Origin of the sequence: Streptococcus sp. S1 (assembly GCF_034137685.1) — a bacterium.
GTDB lineage: Bacteria > Bacillota > Bacilli > Lactobacillales > Streptococcaceae > Streptococcus > Streptococcus dentalis.
The window spans coordinates 1,183,081-1,206,546 of the sequence record NZ_CP139418.1 but is presented as its reverse complement, the minus strand read 5'-3'; the positions used below and the strand labels follow the sequence as shown (position 1 = coordinate 1,206,546).

Below are 23,466 nucleotides of genomic sequence, written 5' to 3'. Positions count from 1 at the left end.
ATATTTGCTACGGGGACTCCTTAGGCATCTTCTCTCTTTTTGCGCCAAAAGATGAGACTAGAAGCTGTTAGGCTGATCACCCCTAAGAGACCCAGAGCATGGTCTTTGCTGCCTGTTTGTGGAAGCATATGGTCTGCTTGTTCTCCTTCTACTGCAGGAGTCGCAACCTTACGAGCTTCTACCAATCCTGGTGAAACAAATCGAGACCCATAGGATACAGCTAGGGCAAGATGAGGGTTCTCTTGTCTTGCTGATCCTGTTTGCATCTGTTCATCTTTTTCAGGAAGAGTTTGGCTTGGTTGGACAAGGTGTTCTGGGGTTGGAAGCCTATATTCTTCCTTGTAATGCACTTCTGGAGCGACTAGAGCAGCACCTTCCATTTCTGGCAATTTCGCATAGTCAGCATCTGTTTCACTTGGTACATAAGCTGCCTTTTGGGCGCGGGTCTTTTCGACAATTGGAATCGCCGCCTGGATAGAATCTGTCTTGAAGGTCACTTCATATGGATGCTCCACCGTTAAATCAGATGGGTCATAGGTGTTAAAGACTAGGGCTAACTTGTGACCTTTCTTAACTGTATAGAGATTTGGTTGGAGATAAACCGTGTAATCGTGGTATTCTCCCACCTTTGGCTCGATACTATTTCTTGAGCTGGCTGAATCGTAGCCAGACTCAGGGTTCGCAAGATTGATCCAGCCTTTCGCAATCACCTTGTACTTGGTCTTGATGGTTTCGTATTCGGCAACAGATAGGTTGCTTAAATTGCTTCCCATCCAGAAACCGTCTGCTGTTTTATCTTGCTTGACGCTACCATTTCCCACCACGTCAAAGTCCTCATCTGCCACATCTACCAAAAGGGCGTTGATTTGGAAATTCTTTCCTTGACCTTTGGCAAGAGCTGCTTTGAAATGAACGGGGATGTGGCCCTTGATCGTAGTGTCCTCAGTAACATCAGAAACGAAGGTTAGATTAGCCTTAGAGGAGGCTTTGCTGACTGTTTCATTACGGTTAGCAATCTCGACACCTGCAGCTGCATAATCACTAGAAATGGTTTCTTCTAGACGTTTCGAGCTTGCATTCAAGAAGAGACGTTGACTGCTCTTCCAGTTATCATAGCTAGTCCACTTGCTTGGATCATAGTTGTTTTGAGCTAGAACCGCTGGCAAGCTTTCGACGTGATTGTCCACTCCGTAGAGGTAATGGGTCAGCCAGGTATTGAGCAGGTCATAAAAATCCTGACCATTGGCGGTGATGCCGTATCCCCGCGACATAGCCGCTGGGTAGACGTGATCTCCTTGGTGGAGATAGAGCTTGACATCTTGTCCTGCTTTCTTGAGAGCATCGTACATGAGTTCAAAGTGTTTGGTCTTGACATTGTCATCATTCAAGCCATGGACGATCAGGGCGCTGGTCTTGAGATTTTCCGGATGAAGGGTATAATCCCGCTCCTTCCAGACATCACTGTAGTTACGATCATGGGCGTACTGGTCCTTGTTCAATTGATTGATGTAGTTGGAATAGTTTTGCCAAATCCCTGCCCAGTCGTCTTGGTCCAACATCCGTGTGCTAACGTAGAGGGAGAGCCATGAAAGGTCACTATAAGGTGCATTGCCAAATTGGGTTCCTTGGCTATTGAAATAATCATACCAAGAGGCAATTCCTGCTGCCGGAACGATGGTCTTCAATCCTTCTACGCCTGTCGCTGCCACACCAAAGGTCGTTGTTCCAGCCCAGGACAGACCCGTCATGGCAACATTTCCTGTTGCCCAGTCTGCCTTGATTTCAACATTGCTAGTCTTATCGGTGTAGGCCTTGCGTTTGCCATTGACCCATTCGATGATATTCTTGAAGGCATTGATTTCGAGATCAGACCCCGTCGTGTTAAATCCTTCTGATCCCTTGGTACCAAGTCCAGCGCTAGAGATAAAGGCATAGCCTCTGACCAAGAAATAGTCGTACCAGTTCAGATCTTCGTAGTCATAGATATACTCGTAGGGACTGTAGTAATACCAATCCGATGCCTTGGCTTTTTTCGCTGCTTCTACTGTTGTTTCACTGCTTACTGGCTGTCTCTTTGCAGGTTGGCTGTGCAGTTTCTTCATATCGTAGCTACCGTCTGTTGGAAGCCCCAAACTTTCAAGGGTCACGTAGTTTTCGTCTAGTGTCCCCGCTACGTAAGGGCGCGCTTCGAGAATAGTGGCTGCCTTAAAATCGCCTTGCGCGACTGCTTTTGGTAATTGAACAATGGCTTTGACCAAGTCTGGCTTGCCATCTGCATCGGTGTCATAGTCCGTTTCGACATAGACTGGGAAACGTACAATTTGGCTGTCTTCATATTTGTAGTCTTGGTCTTCTTTTTTTCCCGTCGTATAAGGAAAAATAGGCTGGGCACGACCATTTAAAAAGAGCGGACTTTTCTTTTCAGCCCGGTAGGCATCGTAGAGTTTCTTAGCTGTTTCATACATCTTGGCCAATTCTGGCTGACTGACCTTACGGGTCAGATCTTCTGATTTTTCAATCAAGCCTAAACTCTTGGCAAAGCGTTCGCGATCTGCTTGGCTTTGGCCCAATTGGCTAGGATCTGTTGCTGCCCATTGAAGCAAGCCATTAACAGCATCTTGGACCGTCAACTCATTAGAGGACTGATCCGCTGCAAGGGTGGTACCTGTGACCTTTGCCAAATCCTGAGATGTTACCGGAGCTTCTGAAGTAGGAGCAGATTGAGGTACAGCTTCCCTGTTTGTTGCTGCTGGAGTTACTACTGGGACAGTCGGCTCACTTTGTCTTGTGTGTTCTTCTGTAGCAGGGGCTGCTTGATTTGCACCTGCCGTCCGATCCAGTGATGCCTCATTTGAACTTGCAGCTTCTTCACTAGTGGCAGTACTTGTGTCACTTGTTGTCGGTCTTGCTTCGGTAGCTGGAGCATGGACCACTTCTGTCGATGGGGCTAACTCTTCCGTTTGCTCATCTGCTGCTACTACTTGATGCAAGACCATCGGCGCGATCAGTAAACTCGATGCGACAATGGAAACCATTGTTTTCTTTTTCATGTCAGTCTCCTTACTTTTTTGTAATCAACACTTCTATTATACTTTGTAAGCGTTTTTATATCAAGTAGATATTCAAATGATCCCACAAAAAACCGAGGCATCAGCCTCGGTTATCGATCCTTATTTGACGTGTTTCTTAAGATCTTCTTGTGCTTTTTTGTTTGACTCTGCTTGTTCTTTTTGCCATTTTTCAAGGGCTTTGTTGTAGTCAGCAGTTGTCACAGCTTTATCTTGGAGTTTCATTCCTTTGTAGATCACGTGGTCTTTTCCTTTACCACCAGTCCATGCAAATGGAGCTGAGAATGGTTCGATACGTGTCAAGAATGGACGTCCAGTTGATGAAGAAGTTGGGATAACAAGGGCACTATCTGTCAACCAAGCTTGCGCTGCCGCATATTTTTCGTAGCGTTTGTTGACGTCTTGTGATTCTGCACCAGCATCTTTGATCATCTTTTCAAAATCGTAAAGACCAACTTTTTTAGCTGCTTCATTGTTTTCACTTGGGTCAAATCCAAGGAAAGTCTTAGTATTTTCACCAGATGAAGCTTTCAAGATATCCATGTAAGTTGATGGATCTTGGTAGTCAGGGTTCCAACCAACATTATCAGAGAGATCCCAATCTTCGCCAGCCGCATTTGGCGCAAAGAGGGTCACATTTTGAAGGTCTTCTTTCGAAAGCATTTGGATATCGATGACGATATTTTCTTTACCAAGTGCTTCTTCAACTGATTGTTTGAAGGATTGTACCCGTTGAACTCTTGATGGTGTGGTTTGGTCTACAGGCATATCGATGTGAATTGGGAATTTCACACCTTCTGCTTCCAAGGCAGTCTTCGCTTTTGCAAACTCTTCCTTCGCTTTCTTAGCATCGAAGAGACCATTTTGACCATCGTCTAGTTTAGTAGATTTCCACTCATCTCCGTAGGTATCCAATTGTGTTTTCACCATTTCACCAAAGGTCTTGCCATCAGCTTGGACAAATGTTGGTGGAATGTAGAGGTTACGGATGATCTTGCTTGCTCCGTCTTTTCCGTTCAATTGAGCAGCATACGCTTCACGGTTGAAGGCAAAGCTGATCGCTTGACGGAAGTCCTTGTTCAAGAGAGCTTTCTTAGTAGATTGTTTTTCTTCATCGGTCTTCTTAGCAGTGTGTTTGTAAGATTGACGGTCGATGTTGGTACCAATAACATAAGAAGCGGCGTCTTGAGGAGTGTAGGTGATTTCATCTTTGAATTCTTTAGCTTGCTCTGAGTAACCAGATCCAGTTGGGAAGAGTTTTGCCAAGCTAAGAGTATTTTCTCCGAATGATTTGGCCAATTTACTTTGGTCTTGTCCATCGTAGAATTCCAATTTCACATCTGAGATGTAGACCTTGTCTTTATCCCAGTAGTTTTCATTCTTGGTCATTTCGATAGAAGATTTTGAAGTAAAGCTCTTCAAGATGTAAGGACCATTGTAAAGAAGGGAGCTAGTATCACTTGCTTGAGCGAATTTATCCCCTTTTGATTTCACGAATTTTTCGTTGACAGGGAAAGTGATCCCAAGAGTCAATTTAGAGTTCCAGTAAGATTCTGGTTGGTTCAAAGTGATTTGAAGGGTATGATCATCAACTGCTTTTACTCCTACAGCTGAGAAATCTTTATTTTTACCACTGACGTAGTCATTCAAGCCTTTGATAGAATCTTGGATGATGTAGAGCATTTCTGATTTGTTATCAGCCGCATATTTGATCCCTGTGACGAAATCTTTAGCTGTTACATCCGCATACTCTTCGCCTTCTGAATCATACCATTTAGCATCATCACGAAGTTTATAAGTATAAGTCAAGCCATCTTGCGAAACTGTCCAATCTTTTGCAAGAGATGGAATCAAGTTCCCGTATTTATCATTTTCAAACAAACCATCAATCAAGTTTCCTGTGATATCGTGGGTTGCTGCTTTACCAGATGTGATATAGTTTAGGTTTTCTGGCTCAGTCTCATAGACATATGAGAATTTTTGACCGTTGCTTGAGCTAGATGATTTAGAACCACCTGAACAAGCTGCTAGGATACCTGCTGAAAGGAGGGCAACTCCCGCAAGTGCAATGACATTTCTTTTTTTCATGTAAAACTCCTTAAGAAATTTTAAGTTTATTTTAAGATTATACCACAAAGATTTTCAGAAGAAAAGGAATTTTCAGAAAATTTTAGTTTTAGTTTAAGAAAAAACTACTCCGGAGAGTAGTTCCAAATTTTAATCTACCAAGTCGCTCTTGAGGTAGGCATCGACCATGCGCTCTGTTGCGACTACAGAATCCAAGTGAGTCCGCTCATATGAGTGGCTAGATTCGATCCCTGCTCCGAGAAGGGCATGTTTGACTTCTGCTCCTGCGCTCATGGCTGCAGAGGCATCTGATCCATAGAAAGGATAGATATCCAACTTATAAGGGATTTCTTGGGCTTTTGCCAAGGCTACCAAATGCTGACGGAATTCGTAGTGGTATGGTCCTGAAGCGTCTTTGACACAGATGGATACCGTGTATTCATCCGTTGCTTGGTCATCTCCCATAGCTCCCATGTCCACTGCCAAGTATTCGACCACTTCAGCTGGAATACTAGAATTAGCCCCATGCCCCACTTCTTCAAAGACTGAAAAGGCAAAGGTGGTCGTTACTGGCAATTGGATCTGTTCTTCCTTGTACACGCGCAGAAGATTCAAGAGAATCGCCGCACTCACCTTGTCATCTAAGTGGCGAGATTTGATAAAGCCAGTATCTGTCACAATGGTCCGGGGATCAAAGCTGACAAAGTCACCCACTTCAATACCAAGGGCACGGGTTTCTTTTTCGTTGGTTACTTTTTCATCCAGACGGACTTCCATATTGTCCTGGGTCCGCTCGACAGTTCCCGCATCCTTGTAGACATGGCAAGAAGTCTGATGGACCAAAATCGTACCCGAATGAGTCTTTCCTGTATTGGCTACATGGACCGTACAATTTTCCCCTTCAATCATATTCCAAGGGAAACCGCCGATACGGTCTAGCTTGAGGCGGCCATCAGCTTTCACCGCGCGGACAATAGCTCCCAAGGTATCCACATGGGCTGTGACGTAGCGTTGTTTGTCTGTGATCACACCAGGCACGGTCACATTCACCCCACCCTTAGCAGTCCGAGTTACTTCGTACCCAAAGCCTTCAATGGTGTTGACTAAGTAATCTGCAATCTCACGTGTATAACCGGTCGGTGAAGGAATGGCTGTCAATTCCTGCAAATAAGTCACTGTCTGATTCATAATGCCTCCAAATGTGTTTTTCTTTATTCTAGCATGAAATAGGTGGAATAGCTAGAGGAGAGGTTACAGGTTGGAGTTTTTCAACTCTTCCCGTACTTGCATTAGGAGAAAGCCAGAGTTCTATTTATATTTTCAACACATTTTGGGAGAGATTCATCTAGTGCACCTAAAATAAAAAAAGAAACTTGTCCACAACTAACGGTGTCTAAACAAGTTCCACGCAGGCTATTTCAATGGTGATACATAATTATCAGGATAAAATATGATGTAATTTTTGACAATATCTGTTAGACTATCTTCAGTTATGTTTCTCCACTTATGGAGATAGAAGGTTTCAGACTTGAGAACAGAGTGAAACCATTCGATACAGCCATTATCTGCTATTTCGCCTCTTTTCTGAGAATTCTTACACTCCTGTTTCCAGCGATAAAGGTGGAGCGTTTGACGCCGAAACATTCTAAAATAATCGATACAGGGCACGTTTTCTTATACTCTTCTACTAGCTTGATAAGACTTACTTTGTCGATTCTCTTATCAAGTTCTGATACTTTTTTAGTAATTCTACCTGCAAACGTAACTGTTCCACTTCAGATAACTGTTTCATCCCATTACCATAAGTATATTGTTTCCCCACGGGTTGTTGGAAACGGTACAATTCATCATTCTGATACCATCGCTACCAGGTCTTGGCCTGACTAGCATTTTTGATGCTGAGGGTATCCATGATAACTTTATTTGATTTGCCTGCCTTCTTCATTTCGATACAGGCTAGTTTAGTTTCTACTGAATATGCTTTTTGACCATAACAAAACACCCCTGTTTCTAGTTTACCAGAATTCAACAGGAGTGTTTTCTTGTGTCTCATTTTATGGGTGCAGTGCCGACCCTAGGGATTCTTTCGTTCTCATATATACGTCATTAGTATAGGCTAATTTGATTTAAATTCCAAGAGAAATAACATTTTACATAAAAATCAGTGGGTATTTTACAATTTTTGCATATAATAGAGCTAAAAAACAATTGGTTTTAAGAATTCTTATCTGAAACATTCGGAAATTCCCCTTAACCGTAGCGGAAAGTTGTTTTCTTCTCCTATTTATAATAGACTATCACTAACATTAGATGAAAAGGTGACTCTATGACTATAAATCAACTGCTTCAAAAGCTGGAGCCTACTAGCCCTATCCTTCAAGCTAACTTTGGAATTGAACGCGAAAGTCTTCGTGTCGATAGACAGGGAAAATTAGCACATACGCCTCACCCTTCATGGCTAGGAGCTCGAAGTTTCCACCCTTATATTCAAACAGATTTTTGTGAGTTTCAGATGGAACTCATCACACCAGTTGCTAAATCTACCACTGAGGCTCGTCGATTTCTTGGAGCCATTACCGATGTAGCTGGACGTTCCATCAGTAAAGATGAACTTCTCTGGCCCTTGTCCATGCCTCCTCGTATCAACGCCCAAGAAATCCAAGTTGCCCAACTGGAAAATGAATTTGAACGCCATTATCGTAACTACCTGGCCGAAAAATACGGAACTAAACTACAAGCTATCTCAGGTATCCACTATAATATGGAACTAGGGAAAGATTTGGTTGAAGCCCTATTCCAAGAAAGTGACCAGATTGATATAATTGCTTTCAAAAACGCCCTCTATCTTAAGCTGGCTCAAAACTACTTGCGCTACCGTTGGGTGATTACCTATCTTTTTGGGGCTGCACCTATTGCTGAGCAAGGATTCTTCGACCAAGAAGTTCCAGAACCTGTGCGTTCCTTCCGTAACAGTGACCACGGCTATGTCAATAAGGAAGAAATACAAGTATCTTTTGCAAGCCTAGAAGACTATGTCTCTGCCATCGAAAACTATATCGAACAAGGTGATTTGATTGCGGAAAAGGAATTTTACTCGGCTGTTCGTTTCCGTGGACAAAAGGTTAATCGCTCCTTCCTTGACAAGGGAATCACCTACCTAGAATTCCGTAACTTCGACCTCAACCCCTTTGAGCGTATCGGTATTAGCCAAACTACCATGGATACCGTACACCTACTCCTTCTAGCCTTCCTCTGGCTGGATGCCCCTGAAAATGTTGATCAGGCTCTGGCTCAAGGTCACGCGCTGAATGAAAAAATTGCCCTCTCTCATCCTTTAGAACCTCTACCTTCTGAAGCTGAAACTCAGAACATTACGACAGCTCTAGACCAACTGGTGCAACATTTTGGGCTTGGTGACTATCATCAAGGGCTGGTCAAACAAGTTAAAGATGCCTTTGCAGATTCCAGTCAGACACTAGCTGCTCAACTTCTTCCTCATATCAAAGACAAGTCCCTTTCTGACTTTGCCCTTGACAAGGCGCTTGCCTATCATGATTACGACTGGACTGCCCACTATGCCCTTAAGGGTTATGAGGAGATGGAACTTTCTACCCAGATGCTGCTCTTTGATGCCATTCAAAAAGGGCTTCATTTTGAAATCCTAGATGAGCAGGATCAATTCCTTAAACTCTGGCATAAAGATCATGTTGAGTACGTCAAAAATGGTAACATGACCTCAAAAGACAACTATGTAGTTCCTCTTGCCATGGCTAATAAAACCGTGACCAAAAAAATCCTGGCTGATGCTGGCTTCCCTGTCCCTGCCGGCGACGAATTTACCAGTCTAGAACAAGGTCTAGCCTACTATCCTCTTATCAAGGGCAAGCAAATTGTGGTTAAACCAAAATCAACCAACTTCGGTCTGGGCATTTCCATTTTCCAAGAGCCTGCCAGCCTTGATAACTATAAGAAAGCTCTCGAGATTGCCTTTGAAGAAGATACAGCTGTTCTTGTTGAAGAATTTATCCCAGGAACCGAATACCGTTTCTTCATTCTGGACGGGCGTTGTGAGTCTGTCCTCCTTCGTGTCGCTGCTAATGTTGTCGGTGATGGCAAACACACCATTCGTGAATTAGTCGCTCAGAAAAATGCCAATCCATTGCGAGGCCGTGACCACCGCTCACCTCTGGAAATCATTAAGCTAGGAGACATCGAACAATTGATGTTGACTCAGCAAGGTTATGCACCTGATGATATTCTCCCAGAAGGGAAAAAGGTCAATCTCCGCCGTAACTCCAACATTTCTACGGGTGGTGACTCTATTGATGTCACTGAGACAATAGATTCCTCTTACCAAGAATTGGCAGCAGCTATGGCAACTAGCATGGGGGCCTGGGCTTGCGGGGTTGACCTCATCATTCCAGATAAAACTCAGCCTGCTAGCAAGGAAAAACCTCATTTCACTTGTATCGAGCTCAACTTCAATCCCGCTATGTATATTCACACCTATTGTGCTGAAGGTCCTGGACAAGCTATCACTCCAAAAATTCTAGACAAGCTTTTTCCAGAAGTTGCCACAAGTCAAACCTAAAACCTAATTCTTAGGAACAAACAAATCACCTTTATCTCGATGATATGATACCTCTTAAGTAGACAAGGTAAATACCTAAAATCTACGGCTTTTTGTCAACTTTAGTGGGTTGAAGAAAAGCTAAGCTCGAGAAAGGACAAATTTCGTCCTTTCTTTTTTGATATTCAGAGCGATGAAAATTCGCTTCTTGAAGTTTTCAAAGTTCCGAAAACCAAAGGCATTGCGTTTGATAAGTTTGATGAGATTATTAGTCGCTTCCAATTTTGCGTTGGAATAGGATAACTGAAGGTCATTGATGATTTTCCCTTTGTCCTTTAGAAATGTTTTAAAGACAGTCTGAAAAAGAGAATGAACCTTCTTTATATTGTCTTCAATGAGTCCAAAAAATTTCTCTGGTTCCTTATTCTGAAGGTGAAAAAGCAAGAGCTGATAGAGATTATAGTGGTATTTCAAGTCTTCTGAATAGCTCAAAAGCTTGTCTAGGATTTCTTTATTGCCTAAATTGTCAAATTAAGTTAGACTTTTCAAGTAACTCAGAAAAACTTGGTAGGGTGATTGAAATAGTTCTAATGGTAATTCATAGACTACCCTCTGTTCAGCTATTCCTCCTTCATCAGTAACAAAAAAATATTTCTCATGATGTCGCCAAATATGTTGTCCATAACCTTTTATTTCCTCAAACTTACTAACTTCTTCCCAGCCTAGTTTACTATATTTCATGTATGTTCTCCTCTTTGGGTACTAATATCTTTCATGATGCCTTCTGGCATATTTCCTGGGAAGGTTTGTCCTCCTGGTTTCCAAAAATCTTCAAAAGCAGATGCTTCATTTCCGCTTGGAATTCTTGTATGAGATTGATGAAATGCTTCTAATTTTAAAATTTGATGCATTTACTATGATTCCAAGTTTTCTATTTGATTTAAAAGCTCCCATAATCTATTATTGTAGGCTTCAATTTCTTCATTAATTTTTAGTCGTTCCAAATAATCATTCTTCCAAACAAAAAAGTCTGATAGACCTCCTCTTGGAGGATAAAGGATATCTTTAATTTCTCTTATTGTAGGGAGTGAGTCACCATTTTCCAATGCACATTCTAATCCTTGTAAAAATGAAATTTGTACATGAATTGTCCCATCATTGTATTGATTTAATAGTGGTAATATTAATTTGATATTATCTAATAATTCTTTTCGTTTCATTTCTTTCCTCACTAATTTAATGGTTTTGAGCTAATAACCTCTACACCTTCTATTTTCCACGGAGTTTCAATAAAAATTTGTTCATATTCCAAACCACCTTGATAGATGCCTCCTTGACTCGCAACAGGTCCTCTGTATATTGTTGTGCCAGCTGGTATTTTTATTTCGTAAACTGTATTTAAAGGAGAGCTACCAGTGTAGTTTCCTGAACGATCTGTCCAAATTGGTTTTACTGCCGTATTTATTCTAACTTCTATCTCAGAATGTGGGGCTGATTCTGTAAACCATTGCCCTAGCGGATTGCTTTGGTCGCCAGCTCGATATAATATTTTGGGAGACTTCAAAACTTCAACATCATACCGTCCCCCATAAAAATTAACATTAGGCTGACCTCTTAAATCATTTAGTGGACCAGGATTTGTATATGAATTATATTCATAAGTTTGCAAATCGGGATATTTAGATTGAATATTATTTACTACTGGTCCCTCAACATCTAAATTCTTAGGTGCAGGCTGAGGCTTGACTACCGGCTGAAGCCTCGTGGTTGAAAAGTCTTTAAACCCTGAATTCTCCCTCGCAAGCCTGCTTTCTTCTATATTTCGTAAAATATGTTCGCGATCATAAGGTTTTGTGGTTTCTGTTATAGTTTTACCATTGATATCTACCTTAAGGTTAACCTCAGGAATTACTGGATTCCTATTGAAGAATGGAATCTTCCCTTTTACCTTACTATATACATCCAAGAACGTTGTATAGGGGTTTATTGTAGTACTGATTATATCCAACATAAGTGGTTACCTTAAGGTAGCTCCTTAAAACTTTGTCCTATTTTTAATTTTCTACTATGTAAACTTGAAAACTCTTGACCTTACTGCCAACAACATGCTTTTCAACATCGCATTCCCACCAAGGAAGAATATCTTCTTCCAAAATTTCTAAAAATAAGTCTTTAGATGATAAGTCATCTTTTAAGAAGCTATCATAATTTTCAAGAATAAAGTTGTATTCTTCAGCTTTTATCCATGATAAGTCTGTCAGCCAATTTGTAATAGATGACCAATTATTGGCATCAGGAAGTCCGACATTTTTTTCAAGAAAACGAAATAGTTCTTCTTTGTTTTGGATCTGCTTCCCATCAAAATTTGCTACAAAGCCACTGAAAGGCAATCGATCTTGCATTTCAAGTTTCGTAATGTAATGAATTCTATTTTTCAGGATTTCAAACCTCTATTCTATTTTTTTAAAATGTTTTATAATGGTCTTCTGTTTTGAGTAAAATCTATTTTTGAATATCGATTTGAAAAAATAGGTTGATTCAAACTAAACTTGCTGGTTGCTGAGGAGGCCACATAACCTCCTACGATGTTCCCGATAAAGTTTGCAGTTTGAGCATCTTCTTCACTTCCACCTAGGAGTTTGGTCCCATGATAGACAACCTGACCACTTGTATAGAGATTTATTTCTCTTAGAATACAATATAATTATACAAAGTCTAATTGAATAGTTTGATTGCTCTCCATTTTTTTAGCTGTATTAATAATATTTTCTATTTCTCTTTGAGTTATCGGAAGATTCTCATGAGGAGGCTCCCATTGTGTCATACTATCTTTATAAACAACAAATTTTTTATTGATCAGCAATTCTCCTTGTGCTTTTATGAGGAAACCATTCTCTAAATCAAAAGTAATTGTTGATCTTGTTCCTGTAATTTTCATTTCTACCTCTCGAATATAATTTTTTCTACCCCTGTTTTAGGATCTATTGTTGTAACCTTAGTAACATTTGGATTGGCCTTCAATCTTGGTAGTTCGATGTTTTCCCAAATATTTCCTGGTCGTAGTTCGCTACCAACTACAGCTCTTATTTCACCAGATACTTGCTCTGCGTAAACATTCGAAGCTTCCTCCCAAGCTGTTACACTTGAAGGAGTATTAAAATCCCATTCAGGCATTACAATGTTCGTATCATCAATCGTAGATTCTAATGTAACTCCTCCTTTATTTTTTGCTATTTTTTTCGCAACATCCATTCCTCCAATGCCATCTGTTCGTCCTGACCAGAAAAAAGCCGTATCTGGATCAGTTTTCAATCTACCTCTTATTAACTCAACATCAAAGTCAGTTTGAGTAAAATCTATTTTTGAATATCTATTTGAAAAAACAGGAATTACTGGTTTCCTATTGAAGACAGGAATTTTCCCTTTTACCTTACTATATACATCCGAGAAAGATGTGTAGGGTTTATTGTAGTACTGATTATATCCAACATAAGATGTATACAAGGTACTTGCTAGTTGGAGGCTATCAGTAAAACCTCTCACCTTCTTGATATTTTTTGCACGATTGATTTCTTCCTGTGTAGCAGGTTTACCTGTAAAAGGATCAATACCTTCTTCAATTATATAATAATCATATTTAGTTTGAAAAGCAGGATCTCGCCAACTGAGCATTTTTTGACTATCTAAAAGGAAATAGCGGTCTAGTAGGTAATGATAATTAGCTCGCTCTGTTTCAGATTTAAATAGTTGTGCATATGGATTCACATGAGCCATGGAGATCAATGTTTTAAGTTCTGGGTAGGCCTCTTCTAACGCTTCTTGATCCATTGCATCGATACGTTTCCTAAATTTCGGGTCCACCTTGGCTAATTCTGAAGGTAATAATCCTAAACTTCATTATTCACATAAAAAGCTTAGTTGTGTAATATCTTTTTTCCAAACTAAAAAAACTCAAGCCAACTGACTTGAGTTTTCTTATTATCGATCATTGTAGCCATCTGGGTGGCTGGAATGCCAAGCCCAGGCTGTTTGGATAATGGTTTCGATATTATCAAATTTTGGTTGCCAGCCAAGGATGGCACGCGCCTTCTCAGATGATGCGATCAGGGTATCTGGATCTCCTGGTCTGCGATCAGCAATCTCAAGTGGGATCGGATGTCCCGTCACCTTGCGGGCTGCTTCTACGATTTGAAGATTGGAGAATCCGGTTGAAGATCCTAGGTTAAAGGCAGTCGATGGGTTGCCATTTCGGAGATACTCCACTGCTAAAAGGTGAGCATCTACCAAGTCAAAAGGATGGACATAGTCCCGAACATTGGTCCCATCTGGTGTCTGGTAGTCATCCCCAAAAATAGCGATCTTTTCGCGTTTTCCTTGGGCCACTTGCAAGACGATCGGCAAGAGATGGGTCTCTGGTCCATGGTCTTCTCCGATGGATCCATCTGGCTTGGCACCCGCTACATTAAAGTAACGAAGAGGCACATACTTGATGCCGTAGGCTTGATCAGCCCAGCGCATGATGGTTTCCATCATGAGCTTGCTTTCCCCATAAGGATTGATCGGTTTTTGTGGAGTGGTTTCAAGAATCGGAATTTCTTCTGGAATGCCGTAGGTAGCTGCGGTTGAAGAAAAGACGATGTAGTGTACCCCACATTCATGCATGACTTCCAAGAGCTTGACCATGCCAGCTGTATTGTTATCAAAGTATTTCAATGGATCTGCCATGGACTCGGCAACCAGTGAGTAGGCCGCAAAGTGGATGACCGCATCAATATCGGCATGTTCCTTAAAAACAGTGCGCATAAAGTCTTGATCCGCCAGGTCTCCTTGGTAAAAGACGGCATCTGGATGCACCGCTGCACGGTGGCCTGTGACCAAGCTATCGACCACGACGACTTTTTCCTGTCCTTCATTGACCAAACGGTCCACCATGTGGGAACCGATATAGCCAGCTCCTCCGAGTACGAGTATTGCCATTTGTTTTCCTTTCGCTTCTTTGTCTTCTCTCTTATTGTACCAAATTTCTGCCGCTTCTCCACACTTAAAGCGTCGCAACAAAGCGTCTAAAGGCAGCTTGTCCTTCTGCTGTTCGCTTGTAGACTCCAGCATCTTCGAGCACGCGCGCAAAGATCTGGCCTACTGATTCACGGACAAGGGCCTCTGCCTCTGCTTCTTCTGTGATGGATGGGTGAGCGGCTTTCAAATCATCTGCCCAAGCCTGGTGGTAGGTCGCCACAGTATTCTCACGTCCAAGTAGATAGTCTTGGACCTGCTTGAGCTCTTCCTTGAGACGAGGTGGCAAAATCGCCAAGCCCATGACTTCGATCAAGCCGATATTTTCTTTTTTAATGTGTTGCACATCCGCATGTGGGTGATAGATACCATCTGGATGCTCTGGTGAGGTTTGGTTGTCACGGAGCACCAAGTCCAGTTCATAATGCCCATCACGAATTCGTGCAATGGGGGTAATGGTATGGTGGGGCTGACCGTCGGATGCTGCTAAGACTTGAACTGCTGGGTCCGAGTAGCCTCGCCAGGCTGTTAGGATATGGTCTGCCAGGGCAATCAATTGCGCCTTGTCATCTGAATTCAAACGAAGAACCGACATGGGCCAGTTAACAATTCCTACCGATACAGCCTCAAATCCCTCAACGCTAAAGCTTTCCTCAACAGGAGCCAGCTCCATAGGGAAGGTATGTCGTCCGCCTTGGTAATGATCATGAGTCAGGATAGACCCCCCTACAATGGGCAGATCTGCATTGGACCCTGCAAAATAGCCTGGAAAAGTCTCGACAATGGTCAAGAGTCGCTCAAAGGTCTTGCGGCTAATGGCCATGGGAACATGCTGGCTATCAAGGAAAATGCAGTGTTCATTGAAGTAGGCATAAGGGGAATACTGGAAGCCCCAATCATGACCGTCCATATCAAAGCGAATAATCCTGTGATTGGCCCGTGCTGGATGGTCTAGGCGACCTTGATAGCCTTCATTTTCAAAGCACAATTGGCAGGCTGGATAATGACTGGCTTTGGCAAGCTTGGCCGCTGCAATGTCTTTAGGATCTTTTTCAGGTTTTGACAGATTGATGGTGATTTCAAGAGAACCGTAGGGAGTTTCAGCCTCAAAGGCAATGTTTTGTGCAATGGCTTTGACCTTGATGTAATCATTGCGCTTAGAGAGGGCATAGAAATCAGCAATCGCGTCTTCCTTAGACTGACTGTAGGTCTCCCAAAAACGATGGTTGACTTGACTAGGACTAGGGGTAAACCAATCCATCAACTCCGCACCCAAACTGTCTTTTTCGGCCATACTATCTTGGATCTTGCTATTTGCAACAGCGATCTCTACCAGCTGATCTTTGAGCGCAATCAACTCTTCTTTTTGAGCTGGGGCGTCTAGCCCTTCTTCTCCAACGCGACTCATGATGCGATTTTTTAGATAAATCCGATCCATCTCTTCGTAGTCACTCGCCGCAATGACGGCTGTGACAAATGCATCCAAAATTCCCTGATTCATTGATTCTCCTTCTTACGTTTTAAATAGTCTCTGACAGCATCCAAATCCTGGAAAACTTGTTCTGCTTTAGTTAAGAAAGACTGTGCTGGTACTTTTAAATCTGGAACACATATGACTGGTATTCCAGCCCTATAGGCTGCTTCAATCCCTGCCTCACTATCCTCTAGCACTAAGCAATTTTCTGGTAAAGCATTCAAATCGCTACAAGCCTTTAAAAATATATCTGGGTAAGGTTTACTTCGTTTGACATCTTTTGCAAAAACTAGATGGTCAAATAGGGACAGGATCCCATTGCTATCCAAGATCATTCTAGCCCGAGATTCAACACTTGAAGTTGCTAGAGCGATTGGGATACCCTCTGTTTTCAAAAAAGTAAGTAAATTCTTAGCACCTTTTTTTAAATGAACACCTTGGGCTAAGATTTGAGCTTCCAGTTCATAGACTTTAGCCAAGGTTTGGTCAAAGTTCCATGGTAAATCATAGGTATCCAAAAAACGTTGAACATTCTCCTCTTCCCTATGTCCACTGTAGTCTCTAGAATAAGTTTCTTCTGTGAAAGGAATTCCAAAATCTCTAAGCAATTCTTGATAAACTTTTAGAGAAATGATTTCCGTATCGGCTAATAAGCCATCTAAATCAAATATTACAGCTTCCATTATTATCACCTAGTCTAAAACTCGTGTCCCTGCCGCAACTTCTGCAATATAAAAGCTAGGCGCATAGCCAACGACTTCTTCATAGCGTTTGCCGACAGCTTCTTCAAATGCTTCAACTTTATCTTTGTTTACAAGGGCGATGGCGCAACCACCAAAGCCTGCTCCTGTCATACGAGCGCCCAAGACGCCTTCTTGTTCCCAGGCTGTATGCACCAAAGTATCTAATTCTAGACCAGTCACTTCGTAGTCATGCTCCAAGGATACGTGGGAAGCATTCATGAGACGGCCAAAGCCTTCCAAATCACCTGCTTCAAGTGCCTTACGTGCTTGGAGAGTCCGTTGGTTTTCAAGTACAGCATGACGAGCCCGTTTGATGCGATTTTCATCCTTGATTAAGTAGCTGTAGGCATCAAAAGACCAGAGATCCAATTCCCCTAAGGTTTGGATATCCAATTTTTCTTGGAGTTCAGAGACGGCGGTTTCACATTCTGAACGACGTTCATTGTATTTTGAATCCGCTAATTCCCGGCGTTTGTTGGTGTTCATGATGACCACGACATTGTCTTTGAGGTCCAGCGGTACCAAATCATACTCTAGGGTGTTGGTATCGAGATAAATAGCCCGTTGATCAGCCCCCATACCGATGGCAAATTGGTCCATGATCCCAGAGTTAACTCCGATGAAGTGATTTTCGGTTTGTTTCCCGATCTTGACCAAATCTAGACGGTCTAACTGAAGATCATATAGTTTCTCAGCAATGACGCCAATCAAGAGCTCAAGCGATGCTGAAGAAGAAAGACCGGATCCGTTTGGAATATTGCCGTAGACATAGACATCCATACCGCTATCAATGACATGACCCGCTTCTTGCAAGAAGTGGAGCACGCCTTTTGGATAGTTGGTCCAGTTGTGCTCTTTTTCAAAGTGGAGGTTTTCAAGTGGAACTTCAATGATCCCCTTGTCTTCAAAGTTTCCTGAGAAGAAACGCAAGACCTTATCCTCACGCTTTCTTGCCGCTCCATAGGTACCAAGAGTGATGGCTGCTGGGAAGACATGCCCACCATTATAGTCAGTGTGTTCACCGATCAGATTGATCCGTCCTGGTGAAAAGAAAGTGTGATCTGCTTCTGCTCCAAAGACTGTTTGAAAAGCTTCCCGAAGTTCTTGAGTATTCATTGAGATTACCTCACTTATATAGTTATTTACCACTAGTGTAACCCCTTTCATGCAACAAATCAATTATTTTACTAAAGTTTTAGTAAAATTCGCTAATATGACGAAACCTATGATATACTAGAAGAAAGAAGGAGAAAACGAATGGCCACATTAAAGGATATTGCTAACCTCGCAGACGTATCCATCGCCACTGTCTCTCGTGTTCTGAACCAAGATGCCAGTCTTTCTGTAACGGAGGAAACCCGCCACAGAATTTTGACTGTTGCTGACGAACTAGGCTACACCAGACATCAGAAAAGTGGGAACTTTAAAAAGGAAAAACAGCAAATTGTCATCATCCAATGGAAAAGTGAAGAGGGAGAGCTGGACGACCTCTACTATTACAACATCCGCTTAGGCATTGAAAAAAGAGCACAGGATCTCGACTATGGGATTCTCCGCTATTTCAATGATATTCCTTTTCGATTAGGTGAGGAAGTTATTGGGGTCCTTTGTATCGGAAAGTTTAGTAGGGTTCAGATTGTCGAGTTAGAAAGGCTAGACAAACCTCTGGTTTTTGTCGATAGTAACACCCTTAACCAAGGTCACCCTTGCGTCGCGACTGAATTTGAAAATGCTGTACAGACTGCTCTTTCCTATTTACGAAAACAAGGCTGTCAAACAATTGGGCTCCTTAGCGGTGAGGAAAAAACAACTGACCTATTGGAAAGTATTCCCGATCCTCGGCGACGAGCCTATCGAAACTATTGTATTGAAAGAAGTATTTATCACCCTGAACTCATCCTCACTGGAAGTTTTACAGCTCAATCAGGCTATGACCTCATTTCCTCTAAGCTTCAGTCTGGCTTACCCTTACCAGATGCCTATTTTGCTGCGAGTGATAGTTTAGCCATTGGGGCTCTCCGGGCTTTTCAAGAGGCCGGCATTAAGGTCCCTGATGATATCCAACTCATTTCCTTTAATGATACCAGTTTAGCCAAGCAAGTCTTTCCTCCCCTCTCTACCATCACCGTTTTTACAGAAGAAATGGGACGAACCGCAATGGATGTACTAAATAAACAAGTCCTATCTCCGAGAGAAATACCAACCCTCACTATGCTAGGAACCAAGCTAACTATTAGAGAAAGTACGAAGAATGGATGATCCTCCATCCTTTCCAAGAATAAAAAACTATGAAAACACACGAAATCCTCTTTCAAACCCTTTCTCAGGCAGATGATTATGTCAACGGGGAGCAGCTGGCAAAAGAACTAGGTGTTTCCCGCACCTCTATCTGGAAGGCTATTCAGCGTCTGGAAAAAGATGGGGTCGTCATCGAATCCCTCAAAAAGAAGGGCTACAAATTGGTCTCAGGCGATATTCTGCTTCCTGAGGTGATCGCAAGCAATACCCAATTGACCGTTTCCTTAAACGAACAATGTAGCTCCACCCAATTGGACGCCAAATTAGGCATAGAAACCCATCAAGAAGGCAAGGCGCTCTACCTAGCCAATTCGCAGGCTGCTGGAAAAGGCCGCTTTGGTCGGGACTACTACTGCCCCGATCAAGGGGGCATCTACATGTCCCTTCATCTCAAGCCTCAACTGCCCCCTGCAGAGCTCCCTCCTTATACCCTCATGGTCGCTGGAGCCATCTACAAGGCTATTAAAAACTTGACCCTGATCGATATCGATATCAAGTGGGTCAATGATATTTACTACCGCCATAAAAAAATTGGGGGAATCCTTACCGAAGCTATCACGTCGATTGAGACTGGTCTCGTCACGGATGTCATTATAGGAGTCGGTCTTAATTTGGCTATCTCTACTTTTCCAGATGAGCTAGAAAGCAAGGCTGGTTCCTTATTTGAAGGGCCTTGTCCCATCACCCGCAATGACCTCATCAGTGAGATCTGGAAGGAATTCTTCCAAACGGATGTCGATGAACTGGTCTACCTCTATAAAGAGCGCTCCCTGGTCCTAGGACGAACCGTTACTTTTGAGCAGAACCAACAGACCTATCCAGGCCTCGCCAAAGATATCTCTGATACCGGCCAACTCTTGGTCCAATTAGAAAATCAAGAAGAAATCTGGCTCAATAGCGGAGAAATCTCCTTGACAAAATGGTGAAAACAAGTATAGAAAAAAGCCACCCGAAGGTGGTTTTTTTTGATTGTTTCATCTATTTTCCATTATGCTCTCTTTGGAAAGCTTCCATAGCCTTGAACTGTTCAAGCTCTTTTTCATTCGCTTGTTGCTTGCCGAGATATTTAGCTGTTAATGAATGGGGTGGTAAAGATTTAGCTCGACGTGAAAATAGCATGGCTGGTCTTGCTTACTATGTGGTTGAAGTTGAGAATAAAGAGGAGTTGTTGAAAGTATTTGCTCAATCTCAAACTAACAAGGCGATAACTAAGTGGTTTTCGTCTGCAGAATTCAGCGTGACTGACAAAGATGGTATTGTTACGCGAGTTAGAGTAGAGAACTAGGAGGCTTTATCTTTAAGAGAAGTGATACTTTTGACAAAGGGCTTTATTAGAGATATAATGTAAAAAAATCGTTTAAGGATAAATAGATGACAAAATCAAAGTACATTACACGCCTCAAACGCTCAGAAGGTCAATTGCGGGGTATCCAAAAAATGATGGAGGAAGAGCGGGATTGTGTCGATATCATCACCCAATTAACAGCAGTTCGTTCAAGCGTTGATCGTATTATTGAGTTGATGATAACCGAGAATTTAACAGCTTGTATTAATGAACCTTTAGGCGACCCTCAAGCGCAGAAGGAAAGATTGGAAAAGGCAGTTAAATACTTGATTAAACGGAAGTAACAGAATAAAGGCTTATTTGAAAAGTTGATAGAATAGTAAAAGAGCAGTTGGTTTTCTTTAGAGTAAACAAACTGCTCTTTTTGTATTTGATTTATTCTACATCACCGGGCCAGGCATTCATACCACCTTCTACATTGGTAACGGTGAGGCCTTGGGCGCTGAGAAATTGACAGGCAGAGGCAGAACGCGCTCCACCTTGACAGATGACATGGTATTCATGGTCAGGTTTGAGTTCTTTGTAGCCTTGCTCCAAGGTACTTAACGGAAGATTTTTGGCACCTGGTGCATGTCCTGCTTGGAATTCATGTACTTCACGGACATCGATAAGATCTAGATTTTCATTTTGATATTTTTCATAAAAGTCAGCCATGCTGATATTAGTTACCATATTCTACTCCTTCTGGGTTAGCCATTTTGTATAGTGAATAAGCGCCGTCAAGGTTTTGGACGGTAAATCCTGCTTGCTTGAGGATACGCTCTGCGATATAGCTGCGTAAACCACTGTGGCAGCTGACGATGTAGTTTTGATTTTTGTCTAGTTCATCCAAGCGTTCCCGTAATTCGTTTAGGGGAATATGAATGGTATCGACTTTGAGTCGACCACTCTGGAATTCGCTACTTGTCCGTACATCTAGAAATTTCTTTCCCTTAGCCAGTTCGTCTTCGAGCTGGTACCATTGAACGTTGTCGCTGAGACCTTCGATAAGGTTCAAGGCTGCGTAACCCAGCATATTGACGAGATCCTTGGCAGATCCAAAAGGTGGCGCATAGGTAAACTCTAACTCTGGTAAGTCAAAGACGGTGAGATTTCCCTTGATAGCAGTTGCTAGGATATCAATTCGCTTGTCAACACCTTTCTTCCCAACTCCTTGGGCACCATAGATTTTTCCAGTGGTTGGGTCGAAGAGGAGCTTCAAGGTCATCTCAGTAGCGCCAGGATAATAACCGGCGTGGTCTTTACCGCTGACATGAAGCGCCTTGTAAGGAAATTGATTCATGCTAAGGATACGCTCGCTGAGACCAGTCGAAGCAGCTGTCATATCAAAGGCACGAACGATAGCAGTGCCGATACTGCCCTTGTTTGTACGACCGAGTCCTGCGATGACGTCCGCCACTTGGCGGCCCTGACGATTGGCAGGAGAAGCGAGAGAGATGAGAGCATCTTGACCTGTAATCTCTTGCTTGACGACGATGGCATCCCCAACTGCAAAAATATCTTTTTGACTGGTTTCGTAATGTTCATCGACCAGGATCCCACCGCGAAGTCCCAGCTCAATCCCCGCAGCTTTGGCCAGTCTGTTTTCAGGTTCAACACCGACAGAAAGGATAGTGAGGTCAGAAGTGATCTTTTGACCGTTTTCGAGAATGATGATTTTTCCTTGGTCTTCAAATCGAGTCGCAGATTGAGAAGTGATAACACGGACACCGTTTGCCAGTAATTCTGCTTGGACAAAGGCTACCATTTCTTGATCTAATGGTGGCAAGACATGGGGTGCTTTCTCAATGATGGTGACTTGCAATCCCCGTTTCGACAAGTTTTCAGCCATTTCAAGCCCGATAAAGCCTGCACCGATAACGACAGCTTCTTTTGGATGATTGTCCAAGGCTGCCATAATCTCGTCAAGATCGGGAACATTGCGGAGTGTATAGGCATTTTTAGCTTCTGCCAAGCCTTCAATGGTAGGAACAAATGGTTTAGCCCCTGGAGATAGGATCAGCTTGTCGTAGATTTCTGTGAATTCCTGTCCATCGTGTCGTACAGTCACAGTGTGTTCTTCTGGGGAAAGCTGGATAACCTCGTGAAATGGTCGCACATCGAGGTTAAAGCGTGCCTTGAGACTTTCAGGAGTTTGGACCAATAAACTATCACGGTTTGCAATTTCTCCTGAAACATAGTAAGGAAGGCCACAGTTGGCAAAGGAAACAAAGGGCCCTTTCTCAAAAATAATGATCTCAGCGTCTTCCATGAGACGTCTGAGACGGGTTGCTGCTGACATACCGCCTGCAACTCCTCCGACAATGATAATTTTCATTGGCTTTCTCCTTTAAACTTTTAGATGACCTTACCTGTCCAAGCGCTCATACCACCTCGGACATTGATGACATCATAGCCTTTTTTCTTTAGCTTTTTAGCAGCCATCTTACTACGCACACCAGAATGACAAATGACATAGAGTGTTTCTTTTGTCGTGGGCTTATAAGAACCGATTTCAGTTAGGGGGACATTTTTTGCATTTTTGATATGGCCTCTACGGAATTCTGTAGGCGTTCGAACGTCCAGTAGCTGAATAGGTTCCTTTAGTTTAGCTTCTAATTCGCTAGTAGAAATACTATCAATTTTTGTAAATAAGTGAAACATAGGCACCTCCAAATATACCCTTATGGGGTATATTAAACCACTAAGTAAAGCTTTTGTCAAGCAAGTTGCATTGATTAGTGTTAACTCTTTTTTATTAAATTGTTTTATTCATTTTCAGTATACAAGATGCCAACTCACAACCTAAAGAAAGAAATTTTTAGTTGGTCGGTAGGTTCATTAATAGAACCTGTCCTATTTATTCAACAACTATTTCCTAGAAAATTACCTTTTCTGAAAACAGACCC

General features: G+C 42.4%; 20 protein-coding genes and 4 pseudogenes. 4 read left to right on the top strand and 20 right to left on the bottom strand.

The features are described 5' to 3' along the window. Window positions 1-20 precede the first annotated feature (20 nt). The 4 genes and pseudogenes from SM121_RS05855 to SM121_RS05840 form a co-directional block, all read right to left on the bottom strand. Window positions 21-3,050, bottom strand: coding sequence for a CocE/NonD family hydrolase (locus tag SM121_RS05855; RefSeq protein WP_320910603.1), 3,030 nt, complete (start codon window positions 3,048-3,050; stop codon window positions 21-23). A 120-nt stretch (window positions 3,051-3,170) separates the two neighbouring features. Further along, the gene (locus tag SM121_RS05850) at window positions 3,171-5,156 is read right to left on the bottom strand and encodes a peptide ABC transporter substrate-binding protein (RefSeq protein ID WP_320910602.1); all 1,986 of its coding nucleotides are present in this window, start codon (window positions 5,154-5,156) and stop codon (window positions 3,171-3,173) included. 129 nt (window positions 5,157-5,285) lie between these two features. After that, on the bottom strand, window positions 5,286-6,323 hold the full coding sequence (locus SM121_RS05845; RefSeq protein WP_320910601.1) for a M42 family metallopeptidase: 1,038 nt from the start codon (window positions 6,321-6,323) through the stop codon (window positions 5,286-5,288). A gap of 550 nt (window positions 6,324-6,873) precedes the next feature. Then, window positions 6,874-7,080, bottom strand: a pseudogene (locus SM121_RS05840) (IS3-like element ISBt2 family transposase); the annotation flags it as partial. Window positions 7,081-7,461: 381 nt separating this feature from the next. Between SM121_RS05840 and gshAB the strand changes: the two are divergent. Next, window positions 7,462-9,726, top strand: a complete 2,265-nt coding sequence (gshAB, locus tag SM121_RS05835; protein WP_195487817.1) for a bifunctional glutamate--cysteine ligase GshA/glutathione synthetase GshB — start codon at window positions 7,462-7,464, stop codon at window positions 9,724-9,726. A gap of 120 nt (window positions 9,727-9,846) precedes the next feature. Here gshAB and SM121_RS05830 read toward each other — a convergent pair. The 12 genes and pseudogenes from SM121_RS05830 to SM121_RS05775 all read right to left on the bottom strand — a co-directional run. Then, window positions 9,847-10,230: pseudogene (locus tag SM121_RS05830) on the bottom strand (ISL3 family transposase); the annotation flags it as partial. Between the two features lie 6 nt (window positions 10,231-10,236). Further along, window positions 10,237-10,446 (bottom strand): hypothetical protein, encoded by a 210-nt coding sequence (locus SM121_RS05825; RefSeq protein WP_031573799.1) that lies wholly within the window; start codon window positions 10,444-10,446, stop codon window positions 10,237-10,239. After that, entirely contained in the window at window positions 10,443-10,616 is a 174-nt protein-coding gene (locus SM121_RS05820) for a hypothetical protein (protein ID WP_195487816.1), read from the bottom strand. The genes SM121_RS05825 and SM121_RS05820 overlap by 4 nt, the downstream gene beginning before the upstream one ends. Before the next feature lie 3 nt (window positions 10,617-10,619). Then, window positions 10,620-10,925, bottom strand: a complete 306-nt coding sequence (locus SM121_RS05815) for a hypothetical protein (protein WP_003007809.1) — start codon at window positions 10,923-10,925, stop codon at window positions 10,620-10,622. Between the two features lie 11 nt (window positions 10,926-10,936). Beyond that, the gene (locus SM121_RS05810; RefSeq protein ID WP_320910600.1) at window positions 10,937-11,716 is read right to left on the bottom strand and encodes a hypothetical protein; all 780 of its coding nucleotides are present in this window, start codon (window positions 11,714-11,716) and stop codon (window positions 10,937-10,939) included. 43 nt (window positions 11,717-11,759) lie between these two features. Continuing rightward, window positions 11,760-12,107, bottom strand: coding sequence for a barstar family protein (locus SM121_RS05805; RefSeq protein WP_155124809.1), 348 nt, complete (start codon window positions 12,105-12,107; stop codon window positions 11,760-11,762). Between the two features lie 302 nt (window positions 12,108-12,409). Then, a complete protein-coding gene (locus tag SM121_RS05800) occupies window positions 12,410-12,643 on the bottom strand; it encodes an Imm74 family immunity protein (protein ID WP_024056346.1) in 234 nt (77 codons plus the stop codon). A 2-nt stretch (window positions 12,644-12,645) separates the two neighbouring features. After that, window positions 12,646-13,596 (bottom strand): annotated as a pseudogene (locus tag SM121_RS05795) (hypothetical protein); the annotation flags it as partial. 87 nt (window positions 13,597-13,683) lie between these two features. Next, complete coding sequence (gene galE, locus SM121_RS05790; RefSeq protein ID WP_155172106.1) at window positions 13,684-14,682, bottom strand: UDP-glucose 4-epimerase GalE; 999 nt, start codon at window positions 14,680-14,682, stop codon at window positions 13,684-13,686. A gap of 64 nt (window positions 14,683-14,746) precedes the next feature. Next, window positions 14,747-16,219 (bottom strand): UDP-glucose--hexose-1-phosphate uridylyltransferase, encoded by a 1,473-nt coding sequence (gene galT / locus SM121_RS05785; RefSeq protein ID WP_320910599.1) that lies wholly within the window; start codon window positions 16,217-16,219, stop codon window positions 14,747-14,749. Beyond that, window positions 16,216-16,875 (bottom strand): HAD family hydrolase, encoded by a 660-nt coding sequence (locus tag SM121_RS05780; RefSeq protein WP_320910598.1) that lies wholly within the window; start codon window positions 16,873-16,875, stop codon window positions 16,216-16,218. The genes galT and SM121_RS05780 overlap by 4 nt, the downstream gene beginning before the upstream one ends. Before the next feature lie 9 nt (window positions 16,876-16,884). Next, complete coding sequence (locus SM121_RS05775; protein WP_151378755.1) at window positions 16,885-18,051, bottom strand: galactokinase; 1,167 nt, start codon at window positions 18,049-18,051, stop codon at window positions 16,885-16,887. A gap of 141 nt (window positions 18,052-18,192) precedes the next feature. Here SM121_RS05775 and SM121_RS05770 point away from each other — a divergent pair, with 141 nt between their 5' ends. Then, on the top strand, window positions 18,193-19,194 hold the full coding sequence (locus SM121_RS05770; protein WP_003002635.1) for a LacI family DNA-binding transcriptional regulator: 1,002 nt from the start codon (window positions 18,193-18,195) through the stop codon (window positions 19,192-19,194). A 29-nt stretch (window positions 19,195-19,223) separates the two neighbouring features. After that, window positions 19,224-20,159, top strand: a complete 936-nt coding sequence (gene birA / locus SM121_RS05765; RefSeq protein WP_320910597.1) for a bifunctional biotin--[acetyl-CoA-carboxylase] ligase/biotin operon repressor BirA — start codon at window positions 19,224-19,226, stop codon at window positions 20,157-20,159. Window positions 20,160-20,211: 52 nt separating this feature from the next. Here birA and SM121_RS05760 read toward each other — a convergent pair. Next, window positions 20,212-20,301: pseudogene (locus SM121_RS05760) on the bottom strand (TIGR01741 family protein); the annotation flags it as partial. A gap of 303 nt (window positions 20,302-20,604) precedes the next feature. Between SM121_RS05760 and SM121_RS05755 the strand changes: the two are divergent. Continuing rightward, window positions 20,605-20,862: a metal-sensitive transcriptional regulator gene (locus SM121_RS05755; RefSeq protein WP_003002739.1), complete on the top strand. Its 258-nt coding sequence runs from the start codon at window positions 20,605-20,607 to the stop codon at window positions 20,860-20,862. Window positions 20,863-20,953: 91 nt separating this feature from the next. Here the strand turns inward: SM121_RS05755 and SM121_RS05750 are convergent, their stop codons facing one another. Genes SM121_RS05750 through SM121_RS05740 form a run of 3 tightly spaced genes read right to left on the bottom strand, consistent with a single transcriptional unit; the run spans window position 20,954 to window position 23,221 of the window. Further along, window positions 20,954-21,250: a rhodanese-like domain-containing protein gene (locus tag SM121_RS05750; RefSeq protein ID WP_003011404.1), complete on the bottom strand. Its 297-nt coding sequence runs from the start codon at window positions 21,248-21,250 to the stop codon at window positions 20,954-20,956. Further along, entirely contained in the window at window positions 21,240-22,895 is a 1,656-nt protein-coding gene (locus tag SM121_RS05745) for an FAD-dependent oxidoreductase (protein WP_320910596.1), read from the bottom strand. The genes SM121_RS05750 and SM121_RS05745 overlap by 11 nt, the downstream gene beginning before the upstream one ends. Window positions 22,896-22,915: 20 nt before the next feature. After that, window positions 22,916-23,221 carry a rhodanese-like domain-containing protein gene (locus SM121_RS05740; protein ID WP_003011365.1) on the bottom strand — a complete coding sequence of 102 codons (306 nt, stop codon included), beginning with the start codon at window positions 23,219-23,221 and terminating at the stop codon, window positions 22,916-22,918. Window positions 23,222-23,466 lie beyond the last annotated feature (245 nt).